The organism is Chitinophaga costaii, assembly GCF_900094705.1.
Lineage (GTDB): Bacteria > Bacteroidota > Bacteroidia > Chitinophagales > Chitinophagaceae > Chitinophaga > Chitinophaga costaii.
Genome location: NZ_FMAR01000013.1, coordinates 69,791 through 90,382, shown reverse-complemented (window position 1 = coordinate 90,382; position 20,592 = coordinate 69,791). Strand labels below are relative to the sequence as shown.

The 20,592-nt window shown below is 46.3% G+C and carries 15 protein-coding genes; 6 read left to right on the top strand and 9 right to left on the bottom strand.

Features of this window, described 5'->3' with window-relative positions:
• Positions 1-146 precede the first annotated feature (146 nt).
• On the bottom strand, positions 147-602 hold the full coding sequence (locus tag GA0116948_RS16285) for a DUF3276 family protein (protein ID WP_089714138.1): 456 nt from the start codon (positions 600-602) through the stop codon (positions 147-149).
• Between the two features lie 155 nt (positions 603-757).
• Complete coding sequence (locus GA0116948_RS16280) at positions 758-2,557, bottom strand: ABC transporter ATP-binding protein (protein WP_089714136.1); 1,800 nt, start codon at positions 2,555-2,557, stop codon at positions 758-760.
• A 178-nt stretch (positions 2,558-2,735) separates the two neighbouring features.
• Here GA0116948_RS16280 and GA0116948_RS16275 point away from each other — a divergent pair, with 178 nt between their 5' ends.
• Complete coding sequence (locus GA0116948_RS16275) at positions 2,736-3,839, top strand: glycosyltransferase (protein WP_089714134.1); 1,104 nt, start codon at positions 2,736-2,738, stop codon at positions 3,837-3,839.
• A 231-nt stretch (positions 3,840-4,070) separates the two neighbouring features.
• Here GA0116948_RS16275 and GA0116948_RS16270 read toward each other — a convergent pair whose 3' ends face one another.
• A complete protein-coding gene (locus GA0116948_RS16270) occupies positions 4,071-4,700 on the bottom strand; it encodes a nitroreductase family protein (RefSeq protein ID WP_089714132.1) in 630 nt (209 codons plus the stop codon).
• A 201-nt stretch (positions 4,701-4,901) separates the two neighbouring features.
• Positions 4,902-5,228, bottom strand: coding sequence for a TetR-like C-terminal domain-containing protein (locus GA0116948_RS16265; RefSeq protein ID WP_089714130.1), 327 nt, complete (start codon positions 5,226-5,228; stop codon positions 4,902-4,904).
• 902 nt (positions 5,229-6,130) lie between these two features.
• Here GA0116948_RS16265 and idi point away from each other — a divergent pair.
• Together idi and GA0116948_RS16255 are read left to right on the top strand one after the other, a co-directional pair.
• Entirely contained in the window at positions 6,131-6,679 is a 549-nt protein-coding gene (gene idi, locus GA0116948_RS16260; protein ID WP_089714128.1) for an isopentenyl-diphosphate Delta-isomerase, read from the top strand.
• A 315-nt stretch (positions 6,680-6,994) separates the two neighbouring features.
• Positions 6,995-7,975: a terpene synthase family protein gene (locus GA0116948_RS16255; RefSeq protein WP_089714126.1), complete on the top strand. Its 981-nt coding sequence runs from the start codon at positions 6,995-6,997 to the stop codon at positions 7,973-7,975.
• A 42-nt stretch (positions 7,976-8,017) separates the two neighbouring features.
• Here GA0116948_RS16255 and GA0116948_RS16250 read toward each other — a convergent pair whose 3' ends face one another.
• Entirely contained in the window at positions 8,018-9,814 is a 1,797-nt protein-coding gene (locus GA0116948_RS16250) for an ATP-binding protein (RefSeq protein WP_089714124.1), read from the bottom strand.
• 393 nt (positions 9,815-10,207) lie between these two features.
• Between GA0116948_RS16250 and GA0116948_RS16245 the strand changes: the two genes are divergently transcribed.
• Positions 10,208-10,816 carry a DUF4142 domain-containing protein gene (locus GA0116948_RS16245; protein WP_089714122.1) on the top strand — a complete coding sequence of 203 codons (609 nt, stop codon included), beginning with the start codon at positions 10,208-10,210 and terminating at the stop codon, positions 10,814-10,816.
• 84 nt (positions 10,817-10,900) lie between these two features.
• Here GA0116948_RS16245 and GA0116948_RS16240 read toward each other — a convergent pair whose 3' ends face one another.
• Positions 10,901-11,440 carry a YceI family protein gene (locus GA0116948_RS16240; RefSeq protein ID WP_089714120.1) on the bottom strand — a complete coding sequence of 180 codons (540 nt, stop codon included), beginning with the start codon at positions 11,438-11,440 and terminating at the stop codon, positions 10,901-10,903.
• A gap of 223 nt (positions 11,441-11,663) precedes the next feature.
• Between GA0116948_RS16240 and GA0116948_RS16235 the strand changes: the two genes are divergently transcribed.
• Positions 11,664-13,031 (top strand): exonuclease domain-containing protein, encoded by a 1,368-nt coding sequence (locus tag GA0116948_RS16235; RefSeq protein ID WP_089714118.1) that lies wholly within the window; start codon positions 11,664-11,666, stop codon positions 13,029-13,031.
• A gap of 141 nt (positions 13,032-13,172) precedes the next feature.
• Entirely contained in the window at positions 13,173-14,105 is a 933-nt protein-coding gene (locus GA0116948_RS16230; RefSeq protein WP_089714116.1) for a phosphoribosylaminoimidazolesuccinocarboxamide synthase, read from the top strand.
• Positions 14,106-14,187: 82 nt separating this feature from the next.
• Here GA0116948_RS16230 and GA0116948_RS16225 read toward each other — a convergent pair whose 3' ends face one another.
• The 3 genes from GA0116948_RS16225 to GA0116948_RS16215 all read right to left on the bottom strand — a co-directional run bounded on the left by GA0116948_RS16225 (position 14,188) and on the right by GA0116948_RS16215 (position 20,567).
• Positions 14,188-14,667: a GNAT family N-acetyltransferase gene (locus tag GA0116948_RS16225; RefSeq protein ID WP_089714115.1), complete on the bottom strand. Its 480-nt coding sequence runs from the start codon at positions 14,665-14,667 to the stop codon at positions 14,188-14,190.
• A 135-nt stretch (positions 14,668-14,802) separates the two neighbouring features.
• Positions 14,803-19,170, bottom strand: coding sequence for an AAA domain-containing protein (locus GA0116948_RS16220; RefSeq protein ID WP_089714113.1), 4,368 nt, complete (start codon positions 19,168-19,170; stop codon positions 14,803-14,805).
• A gap of 152 nt (positions 19,171-19,322) precedes the next feature.
• Positions 19,323-20,567, bottom strand: a complete 1,245-nt coding sequence (locus tag GA0116948_RS16215; RefSeq protein ID WP_089714111.1) for an MFS transporter — start codon at positions 20,565-20,567, stop codon at positions 19,323-19,325.
• Positions 20,568-20,592: the final 25 nt, after the last annotated feature.

Below are 20,592 nucleotides of genomic sequence, written 5' to 3'. Positions count from 1 at the left end.
ACGGGTAAATAAAACATAATCATTCCCACTTAATATAATATGACCCTCACGACTACACGTTCAGCAAAAAATAAAAAGCCAAAAAAAGCCCCCGGAAAAAATCCGGAGGCTTCCTTTCAATAAAGTAAATTTTTAGTACATAGTCATTACCATTTATCCACGTCTTCCGTGCTTATAGATGCCGGAACGGCGCTGGATACTTCGGCTGTTATAGGTGCTGCTGTGGCGGCAGTAACTACTTCTACATCGGCTTCTATGTTATCCGCTACTTCAGACCCTTCTTCTCCGTCTTCGTCACGGGAATAATCGTGATTGTAAGCGTCAAAATCAAAATCAGGCATCAACTCCGTTTTAACGTAATTGATAGTTTCTGTCAGCGCATTCAGGAACTTGTTAAAGTCTTCTTTATACAAGAACACTTTGTGCCTGTCATAACCATTGTCGTTGAAGCGTTTTTTGCTCTCTGTGATGGTCAGAAAGTAATCGTTGCCCCGAGTAGTTTTTACATCAAAGAAGTAAGTCCTTCTTTTACCCGCCTTCAATCGCTTGGAAAAGATGCTATCATTGTTTCTTTCCTGCTGATTGTTGTTTTCGTACGCCACAGTGTGAATGATTTAAGTGTTAACGAATCAAATCCTGTTTTCTATAAGGAACAAATATACTATTGTTTTCTAAATATCAAAATAAATTTCAATAGTATCAGGAAATGATTTAGGCAGGGCTGAAACTCACGACTATGGCTATATTAAGCTACTCATTATGAAGCCATTACTATGTCTTCCTCGCCAGATTGCTGGCGGGCATAGAGGTTCGCATAATAACCGTTTAATGACAATAATTCTTCATGTGTACCTTCCTCCACAATGGCCCCTTCATCCAGCACCACGATCTTATCAAATTCAAACAATGTAAAGATGCGGTGGGTGATGATGATAGCCGTTTTATGCTGGAGATAATCATACAGATTGCTAATAATTTCTTTTTCGGTTTTGGCGTCTACGGCAGACAGGCAGTCGTCGAAAACCATTACATTCGGATCTTTCAATAAGCCTCGGGCAATTGAGATACGCTGTTTTTGCCCACCGCTGAGCGTTACCCCCCGTTCTCCGATCATCGTATCAAAACCTTCCCGGAACTGGGTAATGTCTTTTTCAATGGAAGCTTGCCGGGCAGCACGTTTTACCGTTTCCATGTCTGCATCGGGGCGGGCAAAGCGAATGTTATTGGTGATACTATCGGAAAATAAGAAAACATCCTGCGGCACATAACTGATTTGCTCCCGGAGGCTTTCCAGCTTAATACCCCGGATATCTAGCCCATCTATTTCCACACGTCCTTCCTGCGGGTCGTACATGCGTATCAGCAATTGGGCCAGGGTAGATTTGCCAGCGCCGGTACGCCCTATCACTGCCACTTTCTGGCCGGGCTGAATCGATAGGTTAAAGTGCTTCAGGGCTGTAATGCCAGTATGTGGGTAGGTAAAAGATACATTTTCCAGCCTTATACCTCCTTTTATTATTACAGCTTGTGCATCGGGACTGTCTTTAATATCCGGTCGTATTTGAAGAAATTCGTTTAGCCGTTGTTGTGAAGCTGCGGCACGCTGCACCATAGATGCCACCCAACCAATGGAGAAAATGGGGAAAGTTAGCATGTTCACATATATCACGAATTCGGCGAGATTGCCTACCGTAATAGTACCATTCATAACCTGGAGGCCTCCGGTAAAGATGGTCAGGATAACACTCAACCCAATCATTAAAGCCATGGCAGGCTGGTACATGGCATCGGTTTTGGCCAGGCTAATGGAGCTTTGCTTATAATCTTCACTTGCCTTATCAAAAAAATTGACGGTATTATCCTCCTGTACATAGGATTTAATTACCCGGATACCTGAATAGGATTCCTGTGCGATGCTGGTAATACCGGACAACTGCGCTTGAATGCGCTCGCTTTTCTGGTGAATGATATGGTTTACATAATAAATAGTAATAGCCAGGATGGGTAAAGGAAACAAAGTATACAATGTAAGCATGGGATTTACTTCCAGCATGAGATACACGATGATCACAAGCATAATTAAAGTACGCGTGGTATACATTACCGCTGGCCCCACGTACATACGTACCCGTGATACGTCTTCTGTAATGCGGCTCATCAGATCGCCCGTGCGATGCATTTTGAAAAAGTTAAGGTCCAAACGCTGGTAATGTTCATAAACATCATTTTTGAGGTCATATTCAATAAAGCGCGACATCACCACCAGGGTTTGCCGCTGCAGAAACATAAAAAAGCCACTGAGCAAGGCAAAGACCAGGATGATAATCCCATAAAAAGCCAGCACTGCGGTAAAGTCGTTCCGGAACGCGCCGCGCAGCTTGGTATCACTCACCAGGCCATAGGTGTTAAGGTTTTGTTCCAGCAGGTCAAAGATCTGCCGGACCATGATGGGCTGAAATATGCTGAATACGATGGAAATGGCCGTGAACAGGAGCCCCAGAAGGAACCGCCATTTGTAGGTTATAAAATATTTATTAAGTGCTGCCAGGTGTTTCAATATGCCGGTCTATTTATGAACATAAAGGTAAGCAATAGACTTTAATACCGTAAATTGCAGTAGTACTGTTATTTAATGTTATTTACTGTTAAGCATGCAGAAAACCTATTAAACTTCGCATAATTTATGCGTCTAATCTATATTCTTTCAACCTGTCGAGCGCCTAAAATATTGTTACATGCGAATTAAACCTTTACGTATTCTTGAGCTGAACTTCGAACGTGGATGGCGAGGAGGAGAACGTCAGACACTTTATAATATGACCGGCTTTGCAGATGCCGGCATAGGCGTTTCGCTTCTTTGCCGCAAAAATTGCGCCCTTGAAGAAAAGGCCAGGGAGGCCGGTTTTACTACTTATGCGTTTGCAAATATTTTTGGCATTTTGTACTTTTTAATGCGCTATGGACGTCACTACAACATCCTGCATGTGCAGACTTCTCATATACTAACCTATGCTGTATTGGCCAAACCTTTTCACCGGGCAAAGATCGTGTTCACGCGGCGGGTAGATTTTGTACCCCATGGCCGGTTTACACGTCTCAAGTACCGGCTTACGGATAAGGTGATTGCTATCAGCACTGCCATAAAGCGCATTTTGGAAGACTTTGGCGTGGAAAACGTCACCGTTATTTCCAGCGCTATTGTCAAAAAAGAATTGAATGCCTCCCGGGCTATTCAACTGCTGGCAAACCTTCCGCTGGCACCCACCACTAAAATATTAGGTACCACGGCAGCCCTGGTAGATCATAAAGATCCTTTTACCATGGTGGACGCCATTGCTGAATTAGCTGCTAAACGAAAGGATTTTGTTTTCCTTCACTTTGGTAAAGGCGCATTAGAAATTCCCGTGCGGGAGCGCATTGCCGCACTGGGCCTACAGGACCATTACAAGTTGATGGGCTTCCATGATAATGTGGAAGATGTGTTTACCCTTTTGGATGTATTTGTGATGAGCTCTGAACAGGAAGGCCTGGGAAGCAGCGTGCTTGATGCCTTCTTGTACAAAGTTCCCGTAGTGGGCACAAATGCTGGTGGACTACCAGACCTGCTGGGCGAAGGACGCGGCATCTTATGTCCTGTTAAATCGCCCAAGGCACTCGCCGCAGGCATCCATACCTTACTCACCAAGCCCCGGATAAGCGAAGAACAGGTGCGCATAGCCTATCAATTCGCCTTTGAGCAACACAATTTGAAATACCTTACACATAAATACCTCAGCATCATGTATCACCTGCAAGGTGTTCCTTTTCCAAAAGCCACTAAAGCAGAAGTATTGTACTGAACCAGTAAACGCTTTATGTTGAAATTGGTAAATGAAAATGAAAAACGCCCGGAATTCTTTCCGGGCGTTTTCGTTTTTATAGTAACCGTTAAGAGTATCCGTCTTGCACTTCTATTTCACGTTTCGTATATGCCACTGCGTTAATGCTACATCTAGCTTTCTTGTGATGGCTAGTCCGGGCTGCTGCCTGTTTGACGAATAAATGCTTGTGCAATAACCACTCCTTCCCTACTACAATTCAATGATAAATTTCTCCTTCGCACGGCGCACTTTTGCAGCACCAGCCAGCTTGTCGTTCACTTCGTCGCGATGACCGAGCGCCAGTAATGTTACCGAGCGCAAATTTTTCTTATCCAGGCCCAGCAGGGTATCCAGAGCGGGGCCATTAAAACCTTCCATAGGGCAGGAGTCTATTTTTTCGTAAGCAGCGGCGGCAATAGCGGTACCAAAGGAAATGTAGGCCTGGCGGGCAAACCACTCGAATCGTTGCTCGGGTGTTTTACCAGCTACTGCACCCCATGCGGTGTCTTTAAAACCTTGCAGGGCTTCCCGGGGAACGCCGCGCTCAACAGCTATCTGCTGGATATATTCCTCTACCTGTGCTTCGGACATATCGGTCCAGGCTGCGAAAATCAGCAAGTGAGAACATTCGGTAATCTGCGGTTGATTGTAAGCTAAGGGAGCAATCTGCTTACGCAATTCTTCGTTTTTAACCACGATCACACTGAAAGGCTGAAGCCCAATAGAGCTAGCCGCCTGACGGGCAGCTTCCAGTACAACGTTCACCTTTTCCTGTTCTACTTTCTGGCCGGTCATTCTTTTCACAGCGTAACGCCACTGGAGGGAATTAATAATGCTCATGCTAATTTAACTTTTTTAAACGTTTTATATTGGTTTGTGTGTTGCGTAACCAAAGCATTCACCATGGTTACAGCTAACAATTAGATCCTTTTATACAATTACATAGTTTAGATATCCTAACTAATACCGTTCGCATCCAATTTAAGATGATGACGTGCAACGAATAGCGTGCGCCCAAAAAATATGCTATAAGCGTCACAGCTAATCTTTGAAACCCCGAATAAAATGCTGCACAATGTCTGCAAAAACCTGATCGCCATTTTTGCCATAAGGCGCAAACAAATGATCCATAATACTGGCAGCGGCAATACCGTGCAGGAGAGACCCAAACACTTGGAACTTTATAACCGTGTCTGCCGGGTGACTGCTCCGGGCCACTACGCCCTCGATAGTGCTTTCTATGAGCTGGCCTGTTTCGCAAAGCTGTGATACTTTCTGGAAGGCATCACAAGTATTCATGCCTACACTAAACATTAACTGATAATGCGCCTTATTGGCCAATGCATACTCCCAATAAGCATACACCATGGTTTCAATTTACGCTTCGGGTCGGCATGTTGCTGCTGCACATGACACAGCGCGTCCAGCAAGCCCTGAACACCTTCTTTCACAAATTCCAGCAGAATATCATTTTTATTTTTAAAGTGATCGTAAATGACAGGTACAATGTATTCAATGGCAACGGCAATTTTACGAATGGATAAAGACTACCAGCCCTCTTTCCGGACCAGCTCCCAGGCCTATTGCAGGATGGCTGCACGAACGGCTGTTTTTTGTCGCTTTTTTCGACCTGTTATACCCATTTTTATAGCGGGTCAATTTACCTAACACCGTTAGCAAAATTACAGGATAGGGAAGATATAAACAAACAAATGTTATAACATCTAATTTGAGAAGATGTTGAGCGTGAAAGGAATAGAAAAGTACAGCAACGTAGCACGCTTCCCTAAAACCAGCCTCCCGTGAAAACGTCATAATTATATTTAGAAAATGCCGCTTTGTTGACATGCCTACAAGTTGAATAAGCTTTTTTTAAGCCCATTCATTCCCCTTAGCAATTCTTTACTAAAATGGGTATAACCGCAAAATAGCTGCGGCAATGGAATTGCAGCGCTGCTGCTCAAGATAAAATTCTCATGAAATAAATCAGCTAGAACAGAACATTTTTTAGCAAAAAAAATAATTTCATAATTCGTATATTTATTAAAGAGACACATAACATGCCCGCAATATTCAAATGTTTGTTATTAAACCAGGGTTAGGTGCATTGTATGGAGCACTTTTATCCGAATATAGAGACGAAAAACGAAGGAACGTTGTACATCCGATGCCAGACAATTTTGTTATTTTCAACTATTTACAGTAGCCCGATACGCCTAACATGCAAAGATGGCGGCTCGTTTGCAACACCGACTTAAATCACTTAACACATGATATACCTGCCACACGTCATCCTGGTAGATGAGCAGGACCGCCAGATTGGAACCATGGAAAAATTGGAAGCGCACCAGCGGGGATTGCTGCACCGGGCATTTTCTATATTTATTCTAAACGAGCATCATGAAATGTTATTGCAACAGCGCGCCCTGCATAAATACCATTCTGGTGGCTTGTGGACCAATGCCTGTTGCAGCCATCCACTACCCGGCGAAGCCGTAGAAGCTGCTGCACACCGCCGGCTGGTGGAAGAATTGGGCATTGACTGCTACCTTACGCCTCTTTTTTCTTTCCAATATCGCACGGTTTTCGATAATGGGCTTACAGAGCATGAATTTGATCATGTATTGCTGGGCCATTATAGTGGCCCTTTGCAGCCCGACGCCGGTGAGGTAGCCGATTGCCGCTTCTTATCCATGCCCGAGATAGATTATTTGCTGGATACGATGCCACAGACATTTACCAGTTGGTTTCACCTGGCTTATCCCATGTTAAAAAGTTACCTAAATACTCAAATACCAGTGCAAGTTCCATCAAATTAAAAACTTACCATTTACAACACACAACCAATAAAAATAACGTGTGGCTTAACTCCATACTCCTACCCTGCCGGTCTGCAGCATATTACACGACCATCATTATTTTCCTGCAGGACTAACCAGTAGGTTCTTTTTTCTATTTCACCATCATAATTAACACATTCGCATGCCATTAATTGTTACACTACACCATTAAACTTAAACGTAAGTCGTTGTCTCTTCCTGCTTGCATATTACTAAAATCAATAACCCGAAGTATCCCTTAGCACGCTGCAATTTTGTTTATTCCCTTTAATGTAACCTTTAAAAATACACAACATGAACGTTCTCAATTTCCCAAAGATCTCTTATCCATTTCCTTCCCTGATCAATAATTTTGTGCACGAGGCCAATGCGCACACCACTGCATGGGTACAGCAGTTCGATCTGCTTTCCACCCCAAAGGCGGCGGCCCGCTTTGAACGCGCCCGTTTTCCCTGGCTGGCAGCCCGCGCCTTTCCACATGCCGACCTGTTTGAGCTGTGCGTGATCGCCGACTTTAATACCTGGTTGTTTATGCTGGACGACCAATGTGACGAAGCCGATTTAGGGCAGCAAGCCGAATACTTGCAAAGCATTACCGCCCAGCTCATGACCATTCTCTACGAAAATAAAGTAGCCACCCTGGAGAACGATGGTAACCTGGCTGCCTCACTCAGCGACATCTGGCAGCGCATGCTGCGCATTAGCCGCCTGGAATGGCGTCCCCGCTTCATCCGCAGCATTGAAGCATATTTTGAATCCTGTTTATGGGAGGCTAATAACCGCGCCCAACACCGTACCCCCACGGTGGAGGATTATGTGAAAATGCGCCCCTATACCGGAGCACTGTTTGCCGATGTAGAAGCTATTGAGATCATTGAAAAGATTTATCTGCCTGACGCAGTATTGCAACACCCCGTGATAACCCGTATGGTGCTGGCCTGCAACAATATTGTGTGTTGGGCTAACGACCTGTTTTCCTGCTTTAAGGAATTGCAGCAGGGCGATGTACACAACCTGGTGCTGGTACTAAAACACGAACATCACTACGGTTTTATGGATGCCATGCAGGAAACCGCCCGTATGCATAATATGGAAGTGGAATTGTTCGAAAGCCTGAAAAAAAAGTTACCGGTATATGAGCCAACGTTACAACGGGAAGTAGACCGTTATATTGATGTACTGCAATCATGGATTACAGCTAATTACGACTGGAGCTTCCATGATACTAAACGCTATGCAGTGGAGTTCAGTGCCTCGCTGCTGGAAGAAGTGTAGGTTTCCAAAGGTAGGAATAGGAATCCCCAAGAGCCGCAGGCGCTAAAAAAATGCGGTTTGTAACAAATGCTTTTTAAGCAACTTGTACAGCACATCGTAGGCAATAGGCTTGGTGAGGTATTCGTCGATGCCGGCGGCCAGCGCCTCATCTTTTTGTTCCTTGAAAGCATTGGCAGAAGTGGCCAGTACCGGAATGTGCTTCAGGAAAGGGTCTTGACGGATTTGGTATATTACTTTCCAGCCAGATAATTGGGGCATTTGCATATCCATGATAATAAGATCGGGCAACATGGTCTGGGCCAGTGAAAGACCCTCTTCCCCATTATCTACCAATACAATGTCGCTAACACCCATCTGTTGTAACATGCGCTGCATAATGACCTGGTTCAGCGGATCGTCTTCCATGAGCAAGATGCGTGCATCCTGCAACACGGGTTGGAAAAGCATATCGGTACTGGCCTCTTCCACCATAGCAGCGGTGCCTTCTTTCAGGGGCAGGCTTACGGTGATAGTGGTTCCCTCCCCCAACTGGCTATTTATTTGGATGTGACCACCTAACATTTTACTCATGCGCATTGCAATAGTGAGGCCCAGGCCAGAACTACCATATACGGGCGTATGCGCCTGCTCAAAGGGGTTGAAAATAGCCTCCAGTTTTTCGCGTGGGATGCCGATGCCTTCATCTTTTACCTGCAGGCAGAGCCGGCCTTCATTTATAAAACATAACAGGGTAATGTTTTTGTAAGTAGCAGTATATTTAATAGCATTGGTAAGGAGATTGTTCACCACTTGCCGGAGACGTATACGATCTATAATAATATAAGGAGGTACCGTGGGGGCTATGCTCAATAACAGGGTTATTTTTTTTAGCCGGGTGGTATATTGGTAAATATTTATAATACTATGCAGCCATTCGTGCAGCGAAAAACACACTTCATGCAAATCACTGGTATGCCCGGCCTCTATGCGTGACAGCTCCAACACATTATTAATAATTTCCGATAAAGCGTTACTAATAGAAGACAAATTTTCAATTAGCTGGTATGCTTCTCCGCCAGCCGGCCGTAATTGCTGCTCGTGGCGCAGCAACTGCGTAATACCCGATATGGCATGCAGCGCATTGCGGATCTCATGACTGGTTTCCTGGAGAAAAATTGTTTTTGATACGTTAGATTTATCCAACTGGATTACGGTTTGCTGCAATTCGGCCGTTCGTTGCTCTACCGTGTAAGACAAGGTGGCTGTTTGCAATTTTATGGCAGTGAGTAAACGCGTAAAGTGGCGCTGGTAAAAGTAAATCACCAGAAAATTCAGTGTCAGCACCACCGCCATGATCAGCCACCGGAAAATATACTGCTGCATATCGGTGAGGCGCAGCGGCGCATACCAGTGAAATAAATCATTGAGCTCTACTACTACCAGCCCCAAGAGTGGTAGCATGACACATACAGCCCGTATTATTTTTTCCTGGCGGGTGAAGATGAGCAATGACAAACTAATCATAAAAACGGCCAGCAATTGGGCATTGGCCAACCGGCCCAGGAAAATGCCATAGTACAGGATAACCGTGGCAAAGATGCATTGTAACCCTACTTTAGCCCATCGGTAATGATGCAGATAATTAGCATACAACACGGCACAAAAACCTACCCCCATGCAAATAGCAGGCAGGAGGATGCCCAGCGCACCCGAAATCGTGTAAAATACAATGCCATAGACTATTACAAGTACCGCCGTAAGCGCACTGATGGCATTAACTACCCTGATCCGCTCTGCGGACGCTTCGTCTGTTTCCTGATCGGTTAAACCAATGTTCAGTATACCGCCTATTAATGACATTGTTTTAACAGCTTTTAGGGATAGCTTTAATAAAGTTTATGACAGGTAGTTGCCACTAAAAGACCGGAACAGCAACCAGGAAAATGTACGCTGCAATGGTATACATTGGATTTATGAAGAGATGATTATTATGGGTTTAAGAAGAATGTTTTAAAAGAAAAATTAAACCACCATACCACTTTGTTCATTTTGATCATAGAATCTCACTACTACCCCTTCCGGGGAAAAGCATCTACATATGTATTGCTGGCAATCAACAATTTAACCCTTAGCCTGGTCATCTGGGCTGCAAATGTGCCCATAAGCTCATATGGTATCGTTTTTGGTCTGTAGTGATAACACAGCCTATAAATGACTGTATGCTAAAAATCATTTCACTAAAAAACCATAATTATGAAAAGAATTAGTTTATTCGCGCTCATCCTGTCATCCGCCTGGGCCTTAAGTTCCTGCGGGGATGGACACAGCACCACCACCAAAGATAGCACCGGCACAGAAGTAACTGACAGCAAAGCCGTAGCCGATTCAACTAATAAGGAAACCAAACCAGTTGACAAAGAAAGTGCAGACTTTTCCGTAAAGGCCGCTGATATTGGTTTTACAGAAGTAGCCATGGGTAAATTAGCCCAGGATAAAGCATCCCAGCAGCGCGTAAAAGACTTTGGCAACCTGTTGATAACCGATCATACCAAAGCTGGTGATGAATTGAAAGCCATCGCAGATCGTAAAGGTATTACCCTGCCTACGGCCTTCAGCCCCGAACACCAAAGCGCTATGGAAAAATTGAATGATAAGAAAGGATTAGACTGGGATAAGGCTTTCATAGATCATATGATTGATGGCCACAAGTCTGCCATCGATGATTTTGACAAGGCCTCCAAGAATTTAGAAGATGCAGATATCAAAGCCTTTGCCACTAACACCCTGCCTACATTAAAGGCACACTTGGATAGTGCAGAAGCGATTAAAGATTACCTGAAGAATGTTAAAACGCATAAATAAGGGTAAGTATGTAAACTATTTAAAAGGGTCGCCGGCAATATTGCTGGCGACCCTTTTTATTATACCCAGGTTATTTTGTTCCACCTATGCCGGTTGTTTTACCAGTTGTACCTCTGCTGCCAGTTTCACCTCATCGCTGATCACCAGTCCACCGGCTTCTGTGAGAGCGTTGTAAGTGAGGCCATAGTCCTTACGGTTTATCTTACCGTGAATGGTAAATCCTGCTTTGGTTTGGCCATAAAGATCTTTGATAACGCCGCCAAATTCAACATCCAGTTTCACCGGTTTGGTAACGCCGTGAATGGTTAGATCTCCATACAGTTCGTAAGAACCATCATTATCCACAGATTCCACTTTGGTAGCGGTGAAATTAATTTCCGGGAATTTATTAACGTCGAAAAAGTCAGGGCTGCGCAGGTGCTCATCGCGCTGCGCGTTGTTGGTGCTGATAGAATCTACTTGGGCAGTGAAATGCACGGAGGCATTTTTAAAATCTTCCTCCTCTGTCTCCACCTCCGTGGTATAGTGATGAAAACTACCGGTAATGCTGGTAATAGCAAGGTGTTTTACCTTAAATTGAAGTTCACTGTGCAGGGGATCGAGTGCCCATTTGTACTTGGCCATAAAAATTTTATTTTGGAATGAATGTTTTAAATGTAAGTATTATTAGCATTACAACATCCTACTCAACGGTTTACTTATAAATTTAACACCGCCCAAAGCTCCGCATGCAGATCTATCTACCAAATCCCGGGCGAATATGTATACAGATAAGACTGGAATAAATATTAAACCCGGTTTTAACTAAAATTTATGGTATAATTGCTAAATTTGTTAGCTTTATGTCATGTATGCAATTGTAGATATAGAAACCACCGGCGGTCATGCCAGGGCCAATGGCATTACCGAAATAGCCATTTTCGTTCACGACGGGCACCAGGTGATTGAGCGGTATGAAACATTGGTAAATCCCGGCAAACCTATTCCCTATTACATACAATCGCTTACCGGCATTACCAATGAAATGGTGGAAGATGCGCCTTTCTTTGAAGAGGTAGCTCCCCGTGTGTATGAGCTGCTGCGTAATAATATCTTTATTGCCCACAATGTAAACTTCGATTATTCTTTTATACATCATCATCTCCAGGGATGCGGGTACGACTTGCATAGCAAAAAACTTTGCACCGTACGCATGAGCCGCAAAGTAATTCCCGGGTTGCCCTCCTATAGCCTAGGTAAACTGTGCCGCTCGCTGAATATAAGCCTTCACGACCGCCACCGCGCCGCTGGCGATGCGGAAGCCACCGTACGCCTTTTTGAGCGCCTGCTGGCCAGCGACAACCAACAACATATTCCAGCCATGCTTAAACGCGGCAGTAAAGAACACTTCCTGCCACCTAACCTGGCCCCGGAATATGTAACCGAATTACCCGGCCGTCCGGGGGTGTACTATTTCCACGACCAGAAGGGAAAGGTGTTATATGTAGGCAAGGCCAAAGACCTGAAAAAGCGGGTGAACAGCCACTTTACAGGTAATAACAGCAGCCAGAAACGCCAGGAATTTTTGCGTAATATTTACTCCGTGAGTTATGAAACCACGGGCACAGAGCTCATGGCCTGCATCCTAGAATCGGTAGAGATTAAGCGGCTGTGGCCTGTTTACAACCAATCCCAGAAAAGGGCGGAATTGCGATATGGTTTTTACACCTTCGAAGACCAGCAGGGCTACCTGCGCCTGGCCATCGAAAAAAAACGCAAGTACACGCAACCCTTGCTATCTTTTGATTTGCTGGCGCAAGGCCAGCAGTGGCTGCGCCGCCTCATCCGCGAATTTCACCTTTGCCCCAAGCTTTGTTTTTTGCAAACCGACCATGACCCCTGCACTGGTCTGGAAGATGAAACCTGCCTTGGGGCCTGCGAAAAAAAAGAAGCAGCCCTCACCTATAATCATCGCGTATTGAAAGCCATTCAAAGCCTCCGGGCCGCCCAACCATCCTTTATTATCCTGGGCAGTGGCCGCAATGTAACAGAACAAAGCGCCATCCTCATGGAAAGTGGCCGCTTTTATGGTATGGGATATGTGCCGATAGATGCAGGTATTAGCGATCCCGCCGCCCTGCGGGATCTGCTGACGCCCTACCCAGAAAATGAATATATCATTAACCTGGTGAAACAGTATGCAGAAAATAATATGGGTTCGGTAATTCGCTGCTGAATACGTGTGCAGGCTGTCTGGCAACATCATTTTTACATGCACTTACCCCTATTCATTACACCTTGTGTAACCCAATTTGTTTATTTATTTCCTACTTTTGCTTCATCATCTACAACACATTAACATAATTAATCATAAGTAATGCTGGAGTCTAATTTTCATTTTCCAAAGCAAACCGCTTTTTACAAAGGCAAGGTGCGGGATGTGTACACCATCGAAGATAAATTGATGGTGATGGTAGTAAGCGACCGCATTTCCGCATTCGATGTGGTGCTGCCCCGGCCTATTCCCTACAAAGGGCAGGTGCTGAACCAGGTGGCGGCCATTATGCTGGATGCCACGAAAGATATTGCGCCCAACTGGGTGAAAAGCGTTCCGCTGCCGAATGTCACCATTGGCCTGAAATGTGAAACTTATCCTGTGGAAATGGTGGTTCGCGGAAATCTTACCGGCCATGCCTGGAGAACGTACAAAAGCGGCTTACGTGAATTGTGCGGCGTAGCTTTGCCAGAAGGGTTGAAAGAAAACGACTTCTTCCCCACGCCTATCATCACCCCTACCACCAAGGCACACGAAGGCCACGACGAAGACATTTCCCGTGAGCAGATCATTGCCACCGGACTGGTGAGCGAAAAGGAATATGCGCAACTGGAAAAGCTTACCCTGGCGCTGTTTAACCGGGGCAAAGAATTAGCGGCCAAACAAGGACTGATCCTGGTGGACACTAAATATGAATTCGGCAAAGTGGGCGACACCATTTATGTGATCGATGAAATTCATACCCCCGATTCTTCCCGCTACTTCTACGCCGATGGCTTTGAGGCCAACCAAGCGGCTGGCAAACCACAGAAGCAGTTAAGTAAGGAGTTCGTGCGCGAATGGCTGATGGAAAATGGTTTCCAGGGCAAAGAAGGCCAAACCGTTCCGGAAATGTCCGACGAATTTGTGCACAGTGTAAGTGAACGTTATATAGAGCTATTCGAAAAAATCACTGGCCGCAAGTTCGAGAAACAACAAGTGTCTGCACTAGATGCGGAGAAACAGATCGTTTCACAGCTGCAGGAATTACTGTAATAATTTACTACTTACAACGAGGCACGCAGCTTATGAGCATGCGTGCCTTGTTATTTGCGATAAAGCAGACCTTATTTATAAGCTATTTATAAGCTTTCATTGTTTCCACCTGTAGTTCCTTGCCTAAGCACACGCTGTTCTCACATCCTGCATAGGGACCATAATTTTCAATCGTCTGGTAACCGCGTTCATGCAGCATTTTAATGCCTTCAATTTGTTTTACACCTGTTTCCAGTACTACACTATTAAATCCGGCATTTAATACTTTCAATTCTATCACATCCAGCAGTTGGGCTACAATGCCAAGGCCCCGGTAGCCCGGTATTACAAACAATCTTTTGATCTCCGCCACTCCAAGATCCATGGGCACAAAACATCCACAAGCCACCGCCATCGTATCGTCGTATGCAATCCATACGGGTGTGCCTGCGGGGATTTGATTATGCGTATTGTATTTGCCCTGCAAAGTGGGGTAGCGTCTGCTCAATTCTTTGTCCATCAGGGAAGTGAGTTGCTGAAAATCAGCATGCTGGCTGTCCGTGGAAAGCATAGAAATAGCCATAACGTGGTGGAATTAAGTAACCTTAAATTAAGCAATTACACTGGGATTACCTATAATTCAGGGCATTAAAAATAGGCGGAGCTTATTAACACGTCAGCCATTATCAGTAAAGCATTTATGTATTAATAAAAACAATCAAATTATGGTATTAACGGGCTGTTCCGCAGTTTGAATATAGTTGATCAGTTGCTCCAGGGCTGAGGCCGGATCGTACCACCAATTGGCAGACCAGATACGGTGAAATCTAAGCCCCTGCTGCTCCAGTTGTTGCTGGCGGAACAAGTCCCAGGCGTAGGCTTCCTGCCGCTGGGAATGTTTACTGCCATCGCACTCAATGGCAATGAAAGGCTTACCGTCTGCGGTAAGAATAGTAATGTCTATGCGAAAGCCACCCACCGTATAATGTTGGATAATGCGCGCTGGTGAAATGCGTTCTTTAAGGCGGCGCACTACTTCTTTGGTAAATACAGCAGAAGATTCCTGTAGTTGGTTATTGCCCTGCTGAAAAACATTTTCGCAATTCTCCGCCAGCAGGCCAAGAATAAGCTGGCGGGTATTTTCATCGCCGGTTTCCACGGCTTTGGCGTAGGCCAGGTAGGCGTAGAATACCGCGCGGCCATTATTCTTCATTTGCTGTAGTAGCAAGGGGTATTGCTGTATTACCCGCTCTGGTATTGAGCTTACTACATACACCGCCTGCCTTGCGCGGGTGATGATTACGTTTAGCAATTTATACCCATTCTGCTGTTGTATAGGGCCAAAAGACTGGCGAAACACGCCATCCTTGCGGGGCCCATAGGTGGTAGAAATAATGAGAATGTCCCGCTCATCACCTTGTATGTTTTCCAGGTTTTTCACAAACAAGTCTGGACCCAGGTCGCGGATGCGTTGATCGTAGGCCGGGCTTTCCTGGCGGGCCTTGATGATCTCCTCCAGGATGAGATTACGCTGATAAATATTGAAAGTGGCGATACCCACAGAAGGAAAACGGCCATCGGCCAATGGCGCTATTTCGGTAAGTAGCATTTGTACCACCTGCCTGGCCTCGGCTATGTTCATCTGCTCATCATACACGCCAGCTACTTCGAAATAACGTAGCGGCTTATAGGGCGTACGTGCCGGCATAGGGATGAGGCGCTTACCGTAAAAGGCATGATTAGAAAAATCGATCAGGTAAGGATGTTGTGATCGGTAGTGTACTTTCAGGTAAGAGGGTTTATAATGACTGTTTTCCGCATACATCAGCAACGATTCGCTTTCTGCCAGGTCCAGGCTTTGGGCGGTATGGGGCAATGCTGGCATTACGTCTTCTTCTTCCTCCTCCACAGGATACAGCAAAGCGTTGCCTCCCTGGAAATACGCCGTGGGCGGCATTTGCTGGCTATCCCCGGAAATAATTTTGATGCGGCCACGCACCAGTGAGGGAAAAGTATCCTCCAGCCGCAATTGCGAGGCTTCATCGAAAATTACAATATCGAACAAGCCTTCCTCCAGTGGCAGGATGGAACTGCACACGCTGGGGCTTACCATGAGTACGGGAAAGAAATTTGTAAAAAGGGCTACGTCGCTGGCTACTATTTTACGCAGGGAGTTGCGTCGCTGGCCTTTGTTGCCACGTTTGTTATAAAGACCCGCCACACTCATTCCCCGGTTGGTGAACTCTTGTACGGCCTCCGTTTGGCGTTGCTGCCATTGGACTAAAAGTTGCTCTTGTTGTAGTTGCTTAAGGCCTTCCTGCAAATAACGCAGTCGCTGAATAGCGGCGTCGTTGGTGGGCAGGGAAAGATTTTCAAGGTGAGAGAGTAGCCAGTTATAATACCATGCCGAAAAACCTTCCGCCCAATTTGGGTAGCCACTTACCGCCAGGGTACAAATAACTTCCTGCGCTATAGCAGGCAGCGGCTCAAAGAAGCGGCGCCAGGCAAAGTAAGTACGAAAGTTAGGCAACTGCTGGCACACCACGTCCATTTCCAGCCACAGACGGCTGATGGTGGACATCCTTACCGGCAGCGTCACAGGTTCCGGTGGCACTACATTGCGCTGGAAGAGCTGCGACTGTTGAAACATGTTCCAGAAAGCACTAGTAGCATTTTCTAATTGCAATACCTGCGGCTGGCTGTTCTTGAATGTGCCATGCAGATACGCACTGGTACAGTGGTCTATGTAATGGGCGATTAAGCTGTCCGCCGCACCGGTATCTGCCAACAATCCTTTCAAAAGTGTAAGCAATTCCTGTGCATGGGTAGCCTGCACACCATAACGGGATTGCAGCACAGGATCAATAGCGATGCGGGAACGCAATGATACATACGCTTTCCAACATTGCTGCAAAGCATGAGGCGAATACACCGGGTGATAATGCGAAGGGCTATAATTAGCTACCCAACCATCTTTCAGGCCATCTATACCGGTACTCCACTGTTCAAGTTCCTCATCCAGGCTACGGATATCATTCGGCAATACCTGTAGGGAGGGCATCACGTCCAATGGCAAATAAGCATGGGGAAAATAATCGAACTGCTGGTGGGCTTGCTGCACACGGCTGTATTGTGCAAGCAATTCCGCCCGCGCAGCGATCATCCGTTTATATTTCCCGGAAAAAATGCTTCCGAATTTAAGCAGGAATCTAGCGAACCCGCTGTTCTTATAAAACAAGTCGCCATACGTGCGATAGGCGTTGTCTGCATCATGGAGATAGTTGCCGGCAGCGGTTTTCACGGCGTTGTAGTAGGCGGTGTAGTGCTGCGTTAATGCTTGCCCGTATTGCACAACTTCTTCCGAAAGCTTGTTGTACAGCGATTGGGTATTCGTGGTAAGCGTAGTATAGTAATCCTGCATAGCCTGTTCATACGCGGCTTTCAAGGCTTTCAACGAATCGCTCAGGGTATTGGTTTCCAGTAAATATTTTTGCAGGAAGAGTTCTAATTCCTGCTGTACCAGGCGTGGATTTTCGCCGGTAAACAAGCGACTGTGTAATAAATCCAATGGGTGTTCCAGGCTATTTACCTCCGCGTACAGTCGCTGCGCTTCCTGCAGGTGCTGCTGGAAAGTATGCAGTTCCTGCGGGTCGTCTTCAAACTTAAATTTGCGGTGATCCAACTTTTCTTTTAGGGGCGTTAAGTCTGTATGCGCCTTCATCGTCAGGAACTCGCCCACCAGGGTGGTCCAGTTCTTCCCATTGTACAGCGGCGCATACAAGGCGCTATGCTGGGTATTGATTTCTTTAATCGTGTTATCTATATCGGCCTTCGATTGCAGGTAAGGATGCTCGTTCGACACATGGCCATTTGTATGTTGTTGTGCAATGCGGTCGCGCACGGCGTTAATGATCTTGTCGCGGTCTTTAATAATGTCTTCCACAACAACAGACAGGGCGCCCAGCGCCTCCCCTGTTCTTTCCAGGTTGCTTTTGATCACATCCATGGCCGTTTTCTTTTCGCATACTACGAGGCACTTCATCCCATTGGAGAGCGCATTGGTGATCAGCGCTGTGAGCGACTGGCTTTTACCGGTACCGGGAGGGCCTTGAATAATTTTGTGGGGCGCATCTAGCAGGGTATGCAGAATTTCCTGCTGGCTGGGATCTGTGTCTACGATGGCGTAGGGCGATAGTGGCTGCGTAACCTGTATAACCGGCGGTTTGCCAAACAGGTCGTGGTGGTCGATCAGTTTGTCCATGTCGGAAATGATGCTTTCCTTTTGGGTACGGAACAGGCCAAACACGCCGCTGAACTGAATCCAGGGTTGAGCCCCGGTGCTGGCTTCCAGTTCGCCGGCATCTGGGATCAGCGCCACCGGCGATGCCAGCTTGGCGGCCAGCACAGCCTGGCTCACGGTATCTGTCGCGTGAAAGGCTTTTAGTACGCCGAGCAGCAGTGACAGTAGTTCCTCTTGGTCTATCACCGCGTCTTCCAACAGTTCTTCATTGATCTGTGGCAACACAATATTTTCATCGGTGCGCAGGAAAGAAAGCAGCACTTCATTAATAGATACAGAATGTATTTCCTCGTCTACAATGCGATTGTTTTCGTTAAGGGTTTTGTTGCGCAGTATGGACCAACTATTCACCTTATCGTGGGCTTTTAAAATTTCCAGCGGCCAGATAAACAGGGGGGCCTTGATCACCTTATCCGGATCTTGCCGGGTACGTTTCACGAGGATAGGATAACCAAATCCGAAGGTGCGGATGCCGTGTTCTTTGAAGTTATCATCGTTCTCAATACAAATGGCATTGAGGCGGCGGGCCAGGATATTAAGTTTTTTCTGTTCATCTGCCGGCCGGATATGGGCCGGATCCTCATGAAAATCTATTGGAAATTCAAATTTGGCATTGGTAAACAACTGCTGTAAAAAAGCGTCGGCCAGGTGGGGTTTTACAACATTCAGATCGGCCAGGTCCAGGCGGGTGGCAAATTTTCCCGGCAGTGCGTTCAGGTGTATGGACCGGCTGTTCCCTCCTTTCAGTTTGTCTCTTAGTGCTTTCAGAAATACTAAATCCGTCATTTACATAGTTTTAAGCGGCAGCTTACGGGCGTTCGCGGATAGGCCTTTCACGGGCGGCAAAAGGGGGGTTGTATGTAAACGCTAAAGATAGTAATAGAATTGCATTAAGTAATAAGCAGCCGTGTCCGGAAACAAGGATAATAGCCGTTCGTTCAGGCCCGGATGGAGGCCGCAGTGGCAGCGGGCATTGCTTTTAATTTTTTGACATGTAAAGCAAAAAGGGCAGCGGCGGTAAGACCTATGGCGCCTTGTATGCCCAAAGTAATGGCCGTTCCAAAATACTCCGCCGACCAACCAACTAACAACGCACCGATGGGAATGGTGCCTTGGAAAGCCATTACATAATAACTGATTACGCGGCTGCGCATATTTTCCGCCACGTGCGTCTGTACGTAAGTGTTGGTACAGGAAATGGTTCCCATCATGCCAGCGCCGGAAAAGATCATCAGCACAAGGCCCAGCGGCAGCCAGTGGCAGAAAGCAAAAAGCAGCACTGCACAGGCAAATACTGCGCTCATGATGTTCTCAATGCGCAGTACATCGCGCCCGGGTTTTAGCGATGCCATATAGATCGCCATGATGAGTGCGCCTGCACCTACAAAAGTTTGCAGGGAACTATATACCGCCTTGCCGCCATGGAAGGTAGCTTTGGCGAATACCGGCATCAATGTATTGTAAGGTGTTACACACATACTGATCACCGCGAGTAATAAAATGCTCGCTTTGATGTCGCGTGCTTCATTCAGGTATTGATAACCCAACCGCAGCCCTTCCCATACACTGCCTTTGGAAGCTTTGCGGGGCGGTAATTGCAGGCGCATCATGAGCAGCGATATCAGTACCGCCACAAAGCTCAGGAAGTCTACGAAAAAACACACGCCCTCTCCCCAGGCCGTGAGCAGCACCCCGGCCACCACAGGACCCAGCAGGCGGGCCAGGTTTACCATCGAAGAGTTGAGTGCAATGGCATTGGGCAAGTCTTCTTTATGGTCAATGAGCGATACCATTAAAGACTGGCGGGAAGTAGTATCAAAAGAATTAATTACACCCTGGGCAATGCTAAGTATAATAATGCCCGTCATGCTGTACCAGCCACACAATACCATAGCGGCCATAGCGCCAGATTGTAACATAGACGCCACCTGGCTGATGAAAAGAATATTGTAACGGTTATGCCGGTCTGCCAGTGCACCAGCGTAGGGCGAAAGAATAAGGGAAGGAATAAGACTGGCAAAGCTAACGATACCCAGCATTAATTCACTGTTGGTAAGGCGGTACACCAGCCAGGCTATGGCCACACGTTGCATCCAGGTGCCGATGAGGGAAATAAATTGTCCGGTGAAGTATAATCTGAAATTCCGGGCGCGCAAAGAGCGAAAAAGTAGCGCAGGATTCATGGTTTCGGAAATCGTTATAAAGGTA

Bases quoted from the DNA above. Each gene is read 5' to 3' on its own strand.
- GA0116948_RS16225 (WP_089714115.1), bottom strand. From the start codon at position 14,667: ATGGCTATTTCTATGCTTTCCACGGACAGCCAGCATGCTGATTTTCAG.
- GA0116948_RS16230 (WP_089714116.1), top strand. From the start codon at position 13,173: ATGCTGGAGTCTAATTTTCATTTTCCAAAGCAAACCGCTTTTTACAAA.
- GA0116948_RS16255 (WP_089714126.1), top strand. From the start codon at position 6,995: ATGAACGTTCTCAATTTCCCAAAGATCTCTTATCCATTTCCTTCCCTG.
- GA0116948_RS16240 (WP_089714120.1), bottom strand. From the start codon at position 11,440: ATGGCCAAGTACAAATGGGCACTCGATCCCCTGCACAGTGAACTTCAA.
- GA0116948_RS16270 (WP_089714132.1), bottom strand. From the start codon at position 4,700: ATGAGCATTATTAATTCCCTCCAGTGGCGTTACGCTGTGAAAAGAATG.
- GA0116948_RS16215 (WP_089714111.1), bottom strand. From the start codon at position 20,567: ATGAATCCTGCGCTACTTTTTCGCTCTTTGCGCGCCCGGAATTTCAGA.
- GA0116948_RS16220 (WP_089714113.1), bottom strand. From the start codon at position 19,170: ATGACGGATTTAGTATTTCTGAAAGCACTAAGAGACAAACTGAAAGGA.
- GA0116948_RS16250 (WP_089714124.1), bottom strand. From the start codon at position 9,814: ATGTCATTAATAGGCGGTATACTGAACATTGGTTTAACCGATCAGGAA.
- GA0116948_RS16245 (WP_089714122.1), top strand. From the start codon at position 10,208: ATGAAAAGAATTAGTTTATTCGCGCTCATCCTGTCATCCGCCTGGGCC.
- idi (WP_089714128.1), top strand. From the start codon at position 6,131: ATGATATACCTGCCACACGTCATCCTGGTAGATGAGCAGGACCGCCAG.
- GA0116948_RS16235 (WP_089714118.1), top strand. From the start codon at position 11,664: ATGTATGCAATTGTAGATATAGAAACCACCGGCGGTCATGCCAGGGCC.
- GA0116948_RS16265 (WP_089714130.1), bottom strand. From the start codon at position 5,228: ATGGTGTATGCTTATTGGGAGTATGCATTGGCCAATAAGGCGCATTAT.
- GA0116948_RS16275 (WP_089714134.1), top strand. From the start codon at position 2,736: ATGCGAATTAAACCTTTACGTATTCTTGAGCTGAACTTCGAACGTGGA.